Source organism: Nitrospirota bacterium, from assembly GCA_016212215.1.
Lineage (GTDB): Bacteria > Nitrospirota > 9FT-COMBO-42-15 > HDB-SIOI813 > HDB-SIOI813 > JACRGV01.
The window spans coordinates 1-9,692 of sequence record JACRGV010000147.1 but is presented as its reverse complement, the minus strand read 5'-3'; the positions used below and the strand labels follow the sequence as shown (position 1 = coordinate 9,692).

Below are 9,692 nucleotides of genomic sequence, written 5' to 3'. Positions count from 1 at the left end.
TTTAAATGTTCAGCCGGTCATTTTATCATTAACGAGTTTCTCATATATTTTTAAAAACCTTCGGGCATAAGGCTATGACAGACGGATAAAAAGTTTTATTTTCTTAATTTTATTGATAATAACGAGGATTTTCGGATGAACAAAGACTGGTTACTGTAAGGCAATGGTTTAAAAAAGCTGAAAGTGATTTTAAAACAATAAAAAATAACCTTAAAGATGAAGAGCCACCAACAGACGCTATATGTTTTCATGCCCAGCAGGCAATAGAGAAATATCTAAAAGGTACCTTAATCTATTTTGGGGAGCACATAACTAAAACTCATGATCTCGTATCACTATTAACTTCAATTACAGGAAGAATCCCGGAATTAAAAGAATTAGAAGATGAGCTTGATGAGATAAGCCGATATGGCGTTGAAGTCAGATACCCGGATGTAATTTATGATCCTTCAATTGAAGAGGCAAATAAGGCTTTTTCGATTGCCTTAAAGGTTAAGGAAATTATTATTCTTAAAATAAAAACATGATAAATCACTTCTGATGCGCTCACCTAAAACTGTTTCTAATCTGAAAAGCGAAATAATTGTGACAAGTGCTGATAATCCTAAACCTCCGACATCATACTATGCTACTATGGCAAACACGACTTTGACGTTTCCGTGCAAAATCCCTTGACACTCATCAGCTCCGAAGTTTAATATGCAAGCTGAATGTTCAGGAGAATGGCAGATAAATGGTTGATGTTGTGTCGTCAGTAAATAATATCCCTGTTCGTTTGACGAGTGAACGATGGAATCATATTGTTGAAAATCACAATGATATGGCAGGATATTATTATGAGATTTTAGAGACGGTTTCAAACCCGTCATTTGTGGTGGAAGGAGACGCTATCGGAGAGCTGTGGGCAGTAAAGCTTATATCTGCAAGAAAGGCATTCCTTGTGATTTACAAAGAGATGCAGGGTAAAAATGATGGTTTTATTATTACAGCCTTTATAACCACAAAAATCAAAAAACTTTTAAAAAGGAGTACCCTATGGAAGCAGCAATCACAGTAAAAGAAATATTTGAAGCCTTGCCGCATATCAGAAAGACAGGGGCACAACATATCTGGTTTGATTTTGATAAGGATGCTGATGTTCTTTATGTTAGTTTAGAACGTCCTCAAAATGCAACCGACACAGACATCTTAAAGGATGGGGTATTCTTGAGATATAGAGGGAAAAAGCTGGTAGGCATAACAATAACAAATGTCAATAAACGTTTCAAAAAGTAAATATTTCAACTGAATGATACACATCCCTCCCTTGCTGTGGCTGAACTGATGAGGCTGCTTGTAGATGTTGAAGGGGTTGCATGGGATAAGGCATGGGATATAACAAGGAGAACGGTAAATTACACGAATCACACGGTATTGCCCGAGGCCCTTGAGACATGGTCAGCCTCTTTTATGGAGAAACTCCTGCCGCGGCATATCAGGATAATCTATGAGATAAATCACAGGTTCCTGAAAGATGTTTACCATAAGTATCCCTGTGACATCGAACGCATGAAGAGGATGTCTGTAATAGATGAGGCAGGCGAAAAGAGGGTCAGGATGGCTAATCTTGCAATAATAGGCAGCAACAAGGTCAATGGGGTTGCCGCTATCCATACGGAGATACTGAAAAATGATATATTCCGGGACTTCCACGAGTTCTATCCCGGTAAATTTACAAACAAGACCAATGGGATAAGCCAGAGGGTCTGGCTCAGGAAGATAAACAAGGAACTCTCCGGGCTGATAAGCGCAAGCATAGGCGATAGATGGATAACAGACCTGTTCGAGCTTAAAAAGCTTCTCCCTTATGCAGATGATGCCTCCAATAGGTAAATCGAAAAACTGAGTCTCAGTCTACTCTCCGAAATCTGAGGCGTCAAGGAGATTTTTTAGGGCTTTTAGGGAGGATTACAGGGCATTAGAGGTGGGCATGGGTGAAATTTTCCTATCTTGAACAGCCTTGCATGTTTTTCCACTGGAACTGGGGGCGATCGCTCTGTTTTTTTGGCACACTTCTCTTACAGGACTTTTTTGGATTTTTCAATTGGCATAGCCGGCATTGTGGGAGTAAGATTCCTCAGAAGGGATGGAGTCCCAAAAGACGGTATCCGGGATATTAGCTGTTGGAGTTTTCGCTCTTACAAGAGGAGGTCTGACGGTTTCTTCTCCGATATGCTTGAGTATCACCTTTGAGGTCTGGTAGTCTGTAATAAACGAGATTACCCGCATGTTACCACCACATTTAATACATTGGAGCGGGTCTACTTCAAAGATACGATGGATCAAACGGGCCCATGTGGAATTTGCTCTGCCGATACCTTTTGTCTCTTGTATCACGATACCCTGATTACCCCTGTTTTCTTTTCTCTCTTTACCCCGATGCGAGCTGCTATAGATACCATAATAATATACGAGGCTTTCATAAGGAGATGGGATATGAGATGCGAGCAGCGCCATAAATTCCATGATTGTGTAAGTTTTATACCCGTTAGGAGAGGGTCTGTCCTTTCTCTCATAAACAGTGAGTGTGTTATCCACAGGATTAAATTCCACTCTATCCACTGAAACAGGATCCCTGCTCATATATCTTGCAATACTCTCAATGGCAGCCCCATCAGTACCGGCTATCTGGCCCCTGACATGGACATTGAAGCCTGAATGATGATTCCAGGACATAAGCATATTTATAAGTTCCTGTTTAATTACCCCTTGCCCCAGTAGTACGGTTAAAAGCCTCGCCCTGAATATCTCTGCTATCAGCGGGGGTGATATGCTCTTTTGTTCATAGAATATGCCGCACTTCATTATTCCGGCAGGAACAAGTGCATGAGCGTGCGGGTGAACATTGAAAAGAGAACCCTGAGAGTGGATATAATATATCCCTCCTGTATCTCCGTCCTTAATCCCCAGTGACTCTGTAAAATATCTCTCTACTGAATAATTTGCACTCTGAACAAGAATCTTTAATAGCCTCCGGTTTCGTCTGAAATAGGCTCGTAATAGTTTGGGTATGGTGAAGGTGATATGCAGATGAGGGACAGGTTTGACTATCTCTCTTACTTTCTCTCCAAATAGGATAGACCTTTTGGTAGAACAACTGGGGCAGACCACACGACAGCGGCAAGAATAGGCTACGAAAAAGTCATGGCCGCATTCATCACACCGGACCCTTGCCATACCGTTCTCAGGGATGCCGCACTCCAGAAAGGAATAAATTGCCTTCATCACCTCTGTTCTTAAGTAACCGTATTGCTCCTCAAACTGCTCAGGATAACTCCTCTGAAACTCCTCGAAACTGCCTTCGATAATCCGATAGTAATCAGTCCTCTCCGGATGACGCCTGTTATATATCCCTTTGAGTGCTTCTGCCATAACAGAAGGCAAAAGCCAGAAGGATGCCACTGAGCCTTATTCAACAGCTTGTGGTTGCAAACTATGGGTAAGACGGCTATAAGAACTGATGCTGTGCCGGAAGGAGGTGCACAGAAAACAGGGCGTTACCAGACGTCAGGTGCACAAAGACATAGCTCCCTGGGGCATACGGGATCCCATCTCCATAACGAGGGCAAGGTAGTCGCCAATGATGCTGAAGGCAGGGGGGCCGTCTGGGCAAGATACCTATATCTGAAGATGGATGTTACAGGGACAATAGTAGCACTGTCAGAGGATTTGTTGATGTTACAGTTGGATCGGTTGTGTCACTGCCAATATAGGTCATTGCTATTGTACCTGCGGTTGTGGTTTCTCCTGCGCTTATGCTTATGCCTGTCTTTTCTCCACTCCATGTCACTGTGTTAATGGAGTCTTTTCCTTCAAGTTTAACAGTGTAGTTTGTGCCTGACGGAATGCCGGTGATAATTCCCTGATGGGATGAGCATGACCAGTTGCCTGATGTAACTGTTTTGCCGGAAGAGTCTTTTACAACTGCGGTTACTGTTGCTATTCCGTAGTCTATGCAGATGTCATTGCCTGTGAGATATGAGGTAAGATAGGCAGTTGCAGGGCGTGCCAGTTTTATATTAAAGGTGAGTGCACCCGAGTCGCTTGATGTGTTCGGGTTGCTGCCGCAGGCGGTGAGCAGTGCAAGGAGTAATATGTAGAATGTAATAGTTAGATATTGTTTCATGAGTAAACTTCCATAGCTCACCCCCACCCTGACCCTGACCCTCCCCCCTCAAGGGGGAGGGAATTAAAATTGCAAGGGGGTATTTTCATTTTGCCTGCCATTACTGCGTTAATTTTCCATGGCGATGAATAATGAACATTTTCATCTGCAAGGAGTTGCATTACTTGTTATCTCCAAACACGACAACCTCCTCACCTTGAAACTGTCTTGCTGCGAAATCAAGGGCTGCTTCTATTCCCTCACGCGTGAGAGTTGGGTAAGCATTAAGGATATCTTCTGTTGTCATACCGGATGCTATACACTGCAATATCAGGGCAACTGATATGCGGGTGCCTTTAACAACCGGTTTGCCATTGAGTATACCAGGGTTAGAAATAATTTCTCCTTGTTTCATATTTCGTTCCTCCTCTGCATTTTAGTTTATACCTATTATTACGGGATACTGGTAGAGAGAGTAATGTAAGAAAATACAAAAGTCAAAATAACTGAAAGACTCTGCTCTACCACGTTACGCTTAAAGTGCCATCACTGTTACTGCTGCTTCCTCCGCGGCTTCCTGCAAGGGCGACTCCGCCTGCGACTGCTAATACGGCTATGACTACCCACAGCCAGCCTTTGCCGCTTTTTCCTGAGTCCGTTCCCTTTTCAGCAGGGATGTTGATTTCTGGTGTTGATACGGATTCAGGGGCATTCTTTGTTACATTAGAACCTGCAATCAGGACATCGTCTCCTGCAAGGCTTATCTTTGGAATACAGAGGTGGAGAGACGTCAGGATAAGGAAGGCTATCAGTATTTTTCATGGGAATTTTTTAAGATAATTTTTCATATACACTTCACTTTTCCTCTATCTCACAAGAAGACATTGTTATTCTGTCCAGTATCTTCTTCTGTTCTTCCTTAGAAAAGTCCTGTTCATAGAAACGTAGGAATATTTCCCTTCTGATTTCTATTTCATCAGCATCCGGTTTATTATTCCTGATTGACGCTATTACCTGACGGCGGGCCATATTGAACATGGAGAATCCCATCTGCATTCTTTCCTGACCGCTTTTTTTCATCATCATGTTTTCAAAAATGAGATTGATTTCAGGTGTTGTATCATTCATTTGAAAATCAACCCCATCCCCACCCTACCCCTCCCCTTGAAGGGGAGGGAAAAAACTTAGCATCCCTCTCCCCTGGCGGGAGAGCTGCAATAAAATCCCTACCAAATTCCTCCCCCCTCCTTTGCGGGGGGAGGCAGGAGGGGGCACGGGTGAGGGGGAATAAACTTAATGGTCTTTTCATGCAGCCCATTATATATCTTTGATTTTAAGGTATCAACCTAAATTAGGAATTGAATACTGATGAAGGATAAGACATCACTTCTTGCCTCTTACTTCTGCTTACTGCTAACTCTTTACTGCTAACTGTTCTATAATAGCCGCTGCAAACAGAGGCACCATAATCTCATGATGTCCTGTAAAGGTATAGCCCTTCCCGCTCCCATCCTTTGTAGGCCGCCTGACGACATTGGTCAAGGGCCGGTAGTGCTGGATAAAATCCATGTTTACAGTGGTAAAATTCTGCACATTATGTCCGAGGTTTCTTACAAGTGTTAATGCCTTTAAAAATACCTCCGGCAAAATTACAGCAGAGCCTATATTTAGATACACACCGCCCTCTAACTTTGAGACCACCCCGGCAAACATTTGAAAGTCCCTGTAACTCCCCTCCCCTGTTGCACTGCCGTCCATCTGCGGATAAATATGCAGTATATCAGCACCGAGTGCCACATGAACTGTTACAGGAATACCAAGCCGTGCACCGGCGGCAAGTATGCTGAGGTGTTTATACGGAAACTTTGAGCGGTTTATCATATCACCGACCGACCTGCCGATCCCCCACCCTTTTTTGACACCCTTTTTAATTGCCTCATTAAGTAATGTCCCGGTCTCTTCTGCCATACCAAATGACCCTTTACCTATCTCAGCGTCAACATCCTCGGATGTCTGTCCGGCATAAGCTGTCTCAAAATCATGAACAATACCTGCCCCATTCAATGCAATTGCATTGATGACTCCCCGTTCCATTAAATCTATAATCAGCGGACCAAGCCCCACCTTTATTACATGTGCACCAAGCCCTGCAGCAACAACCTTATTACTTTTACATGCACTTGCGATAAGGCAGGCAACCTCTTTAATGTCTTTCGCTGAAAGTATGTCAGGAAGATTATCAAGAAATGCTTTAAAAGAACTCCCGGCAGGCACCGGCCTTGCAAAGTCCTTCACATCCACCTTACTCTTCCTTGAATTGATAGAATAGGTCTTAAGCCCCTTAGATTTTATTGGCCTGAATTTCATGCACGGCAGAATAACACAGCACAGATAAAGCGGTCAAGGCAGGGTTAATCCAAGTCAAATTCCAGATTCCCAGATTCAGTGATAAGCAAGGAACAGTTAGGTGCAGTGGGTAAGTTTGTGCGGTCACTGTTCATGGACGTTTCTATTGTCATTCACTCGAAAATAACCTCAAGTAAGCAGTAAGCAGTAAGCGGTAAGCAGTTAGCAGATAAAGACCTGCATCTACTGCTTACTGCTTACTTCTCACTGCTTACTATTTTCATTCCCCTTTGTGAGCGGCCCGCTCATGCGTGTTTCACTTAACATAATATGGTAATCAAAGGCTTTAGCTCAGTATTCTTCTTATCACCTTTATAAATAACCTGCTCAAGAAACAGGCCTGACGGCGGGGCAGTAAGCCTTGCGGGTTCATTTGATTTTGTGTTCAGGTAAAACCGCACCTTTTCAATAGATAGATTTCCCCTTCCGACCTCTGCAATCACACCGACAACGCGCCGCACCATCTTCCAGATGAAGTGAGAACCGGTAATTCGTATCAATATCAGATCCCCATCCTCCTTTATCAGAATGTCATCTATCAGCACTTTCGTTGATTTATCTTCAGGTTTATCATCTGTAAACGATTGGAAATTTTTCATTCCAATAAACAGCTCTGCCGCCTGCTTCATCTTTTCTATAGCGAGTTCATCCTTTATCCACCAGACGTATTTTTTGCCGAAGGCAGTCCTCCTGCGGGAGATCTGATAGACATAACTTCTTGAAACAGCATCATGCCTTGCATGAAAATTCTTAACAGCCTTTTCAATCCCAAGTATATTTATATCAGCAGGGAGTTCATCGTTAAGTCTCATCCTGAGAATATCCGGTGCAAGATTGCCCTTCACTTCAAGATGGGCAACCTGCCTTATCGCATGAACACCGGCATCTGTCCTGCCTGATCCCTGAAAGTCAATCTCATTGGTATTAAAAACCTTCTTAATAGCAACGACCAGTTCACCCTGAACAGTCCGGGCATTCTTCTGAATCTGCCACCCGCTGAAACGCGTGCCTTCGTATTCTATGTAAAGTTTGAATATACTCATTGATCAAAAGTGATTACTAAAGAGTCTTTTTCCTTTTTCACATCATACCGCGAAGGCTTCAATTCTTCGATCTTAACCAACACTGTCCCCTTGTTCTGTTTATCTTCTTCTAAGATTATGTTACCGACAACTGATGAATCAAACTTTAAAGGCTTCTTCAGTCTGCTTATGGCAGGATTTATCTTAATTACGATCCAACTTTTACCTTCATTTACTTCGGTAACGGTATCTAATCCTGATGCTTTACCAATATTTGGGATATGTATCTTAATGGCTGATGTCTTGCTTGGTTCAACCAGCGAGATATCTGTGATCTCAAGGGTCTTTTTTTTAACTTTCCCCTTGTTTTTAATCGCACCCACTTTGGCCCCCTGGCCATTGATCATTTTCTGCCCGTTAGAAGATGTTGGGTTGGTATAAGGCTGTATTGGAGGTACAGCATTTGTCTTTTTTTTGTTATGTTTTACAACCGTTTTAGCTGATGGCGGCAATGGGGATGCTGTAATCGTGAATGATTCTGATTTGTTATACTGCACCTCCGCAACAGCAGCACCGTTTACAAATTCTGATGCAGGTATCCTGTCCGGGGTTATAACTCCGGAACCCGTTGTCAGCAACTGGACATCCGGCCCAAAGAGATTATAGTTCCTGATCTCATGGCCGGCCTGGTTATACGTCGTAACCTTTATCTTGAATCTCTGTCCTGCAACTGCCGACTCAGGTGTGAAGACATCAAACCGTGTAGGCATTGCCGGAACAATCCGTACAACTTCGCTCGCCTTCCTTTTGGCACCGCCAATTTCTTGAACGGTTATGGTGACATCTCCTGCCGGATCGTACCTCAAACTGACCTTTGACTGGCCGCCTGCAAATTCAAATTTAGATACTGTAGAAGGGAATGTTTTTAACTTACCTTTTAACTTACCTGATAATGTTACATTCACACCATTTCCAGTTACCGGGTAATTCAAAACAACATTGCCGAATTGGTCAACCGCTACAATAGATAAATCAAAGGATTCACCGGCAATAACCTCTTTTGGGGCAAATAATCTGAATGTATTGACAGGGCCGTTGACTATCTCTATTGTGTCACTAATACCTGTGCTTGTAGTTATCAGGTCTTTTGCTTCGATAGCAACTGCCCCTGTCTTTTTAGACAGCAGCGTGACAACACTCGCCCCATTCTTAAAGTCAGGGATTGTCAGCGGCTCTATTTTGGGTTCGTTATCTCCGGTAAATACCAGATTTATATCTTTACCTAAGATTTGATCTGAAATTGTATTGCCGAACGAGTCCTTTGCCGTAATTTTTATATCAAATTTATCACCGGCATTGACAGCCCGTGGGGCATCTATTTTAAAGGAATTAAGCCTGCCTGGAGTAACCGTTATGTCTCTCAGAAGAATAGGGATTGGGTTGCCGCGTTCCATTATAGAGAGTCTGACATTTTCAGCAGCTTTATTCATCAATGTAAACGTGGTCGCCCCATTGTTAAATAAGGAGGATTTAAATGATTCGGGTCTTACAGCCGCAGTTCCGGTAACGGCAAGGTAAAACTCCTTTTCTTTTTCCCCAAAATTGAGAGTTTGATTATCCAGTGAATCCACTGCATGCAGAGTTATTGATGCATCCTCGCCCGCTACTATCTTCTCAGGTATTAATATATTGAAGTGATCAAATTTCCCCGGTCTTACGCTAATCTCTCCAGAGAATACGAGTGAGGGAAAATTAATAATCATTGCTGTCAAGATCAGCATTATGGGAAAAATTGCCCGCTTCTTTTCTATCATAATTAAGACCCCCTTTTTAAAACAATCAGATTGTTAGTTAAAAAATAATTTGACAAATATTTAATCACATATTATCTGTTTTTGATCAATCAGGTCAAGGATTATTATATGAACCCAATGGAATTGACATCTGATGTCTTGATTATGCTATACTTCACAATCCTTAGGGTCTGTCATGAAATAACTTGTGCATTTAGGCGCTCAGATTTCGGTCAGGATTGAGTGCGACCGATTGAGCAAACCCGAAGGCGTAGTTGAATCTACGCTGAGGGGTTGCGATTGAGGAGCACACAAAGATGGCCGGAA

The 9,692-nt window shown here is 42.7% G+C and carries 12 protein-coding genes; 5 read left to right on the top strand and 7 right to left on the bottom strand.

Annotated elements, in window-relative coordinates; genetic code table 11:
* Positions 1-146: 146 nt before the first annotated feature.
* The 4 genes from HZA08_13465 to HZA08_13450 all read left to right on the top strand — a co-directional run bounded on the left by HZA08_13465 (position 147) and on the right by HZA08_13450 (position 1,872).
* On the top strand, positions 147-527 hold the full coding sequence (locus HZA08_13465; protein MBI5194429.1) for a HEPN domain-containing protein: 381 nt from the start codon (positions 147-149) through the stop codon (positions 525-527).
* A gap of 206 nt (positions 528-733) precedes the next feature.
* Entirely contained in the window at positions 734-1,057 is a 324-nt protein-coding gene (locus HZA08_13460; protein ID MBI5194428.1) for a hypothetical protein, read from the top strand.
* A complete protein-coding gene (locus HZA08_13455; GenBank protein ID MBI5194427.1) occupies positions 1,036-1,275 on the top strand; it encodes a DUF2283 domain-containing protein in 240 nt (79 codons plus the stop codon). Before HZA08_13460 ends, HZA08_13455 begins: the two co-directional genes overlap by 22 nt.
* Before the next feature lie 48 nt (positions 1,276-1,323).
* Positions 1,324-1,872: a glycogen/starch/alpha-glucan phosphorylase gene (locus HZA08_13450; protein MBI5194426.1), complete on the top strand. Its 549-nt coding sequence runs from the start codon at positions 1,324-1,326 to the stop codon at positions 1,870-1,872.
* Positions 1,873-2,079: 207 nt separating this feature from the next.
* On the opposite strand, the gene HZA08_13445 is transcribed toward HZA08_13450, so the two are convergent.
* The 3 genes from HZA08_13445 to HZA08_13435 form a co-directional block, all read right to left on the bottom strand.
* Positions 2,080-3,441: a transposase zinc-binding domain-containing protein gene (locus tag HZA08_13445; protein ID MBI5194425.1), complete on the bottom strand. Its 1,362-nt coding sequence runs from the start codon at positions 3,439-3,441 to the stop codon at positions 2,080-2,082.
* A 235-nt stretch (positions 3,442-3,676) separates the two neighbouring features.
* Positions 3,677-4,165 carry a hypothetical protein gene (locus HZA08_13440; GenBank protein ID MBI5194424.1) on the bottom strand — a complete coding sequence of 163 codons (489 nt, stop codon included), beginning with the start codon at positions 4,163-4,165 and terminating at the stop codon, positions 3,677-3,679.
* Positions 4,166-4,325: 160 nt separating this feature from the next.
* Entirely contained in the window at positions 4,326-4,559 is a 234-nt protein-coding gene (locus HZA08_13435) for a DUF433 domain-containing protein (protein ID MBI5194423.1), read from the bottom strand.
* A gap of 125 nt (positions 4,560-4,684) precedes the next feature.
* Here HZA08_13435 and HZA08_13430 point away from each other — a divergent pair, with 125 nt between their 5' ends.
* On the top strand, positions 4,685-4,984 hold the full coding sequence (locus HZA08_13430) for a hypothetical protein (protein MBI5194422.1): 300 nt from the start codon (positions 4,685-4,687) through the stop codon (positions 4,982-4,984).
* Between the two features lie 15 nt (positions 4,985-4,999).
* On the opposite strand, the gene HZA08_13425 is transcribed toward HZA08_13430, so the two are convergent.
* The 4 genes from HZA08_13425 to HZA08_13410 all read right to left on the bottom strand — a co-directional run bounded on the left by HZA08_13425 (position 5,000) and on the right by HZA08_13410 (position 9,386).
* A complete protein-coding gene (locus tag HZA08_13425; GenBank protein MBI5194421.1) occupies positions 5,000-5,272 on the bottom strand; it encodes a hypothetical protein in 273 nt (90 codons plus the stop codon).
* 285 nt (positions 5,273-5,557) lie between these two features.
* Entirely contained in the window at positions 5,558-6,511 is a 954-nt protein-coding gene (locus tag HZA08_13420) for a hypothetical protein (protein MBI5194420.1), read from the bottom strand.
* 299 nt (positions 6,512-6,810) lie between these two features.
* Entirely contained in the window at positions 6,811-7,593 is a 783-nt protein-coding gene (gene truA / locus HZA08_13415; GenBank protein MBI5194419.1) for a tRNA pseudouridine(38-40) synthase TruA, read from the bottom strand.
* Positions 7,590-9,386: a hypothetical protein gene (locus HZA08_13410; GenBank protein MBI5194418.1), complete on the bottom strand. Its 1,797-nt coding sequence runs from the start codon at positions 9,384-9,386 to the stop codon at positions 7,590-7,592. The genes truA and HZA08_13410 overlap by 4 nt, the downstream gene beginning before the upstream one ends.
* Positions 9,387-9,692: the final 306 nt, after the last annotated feature.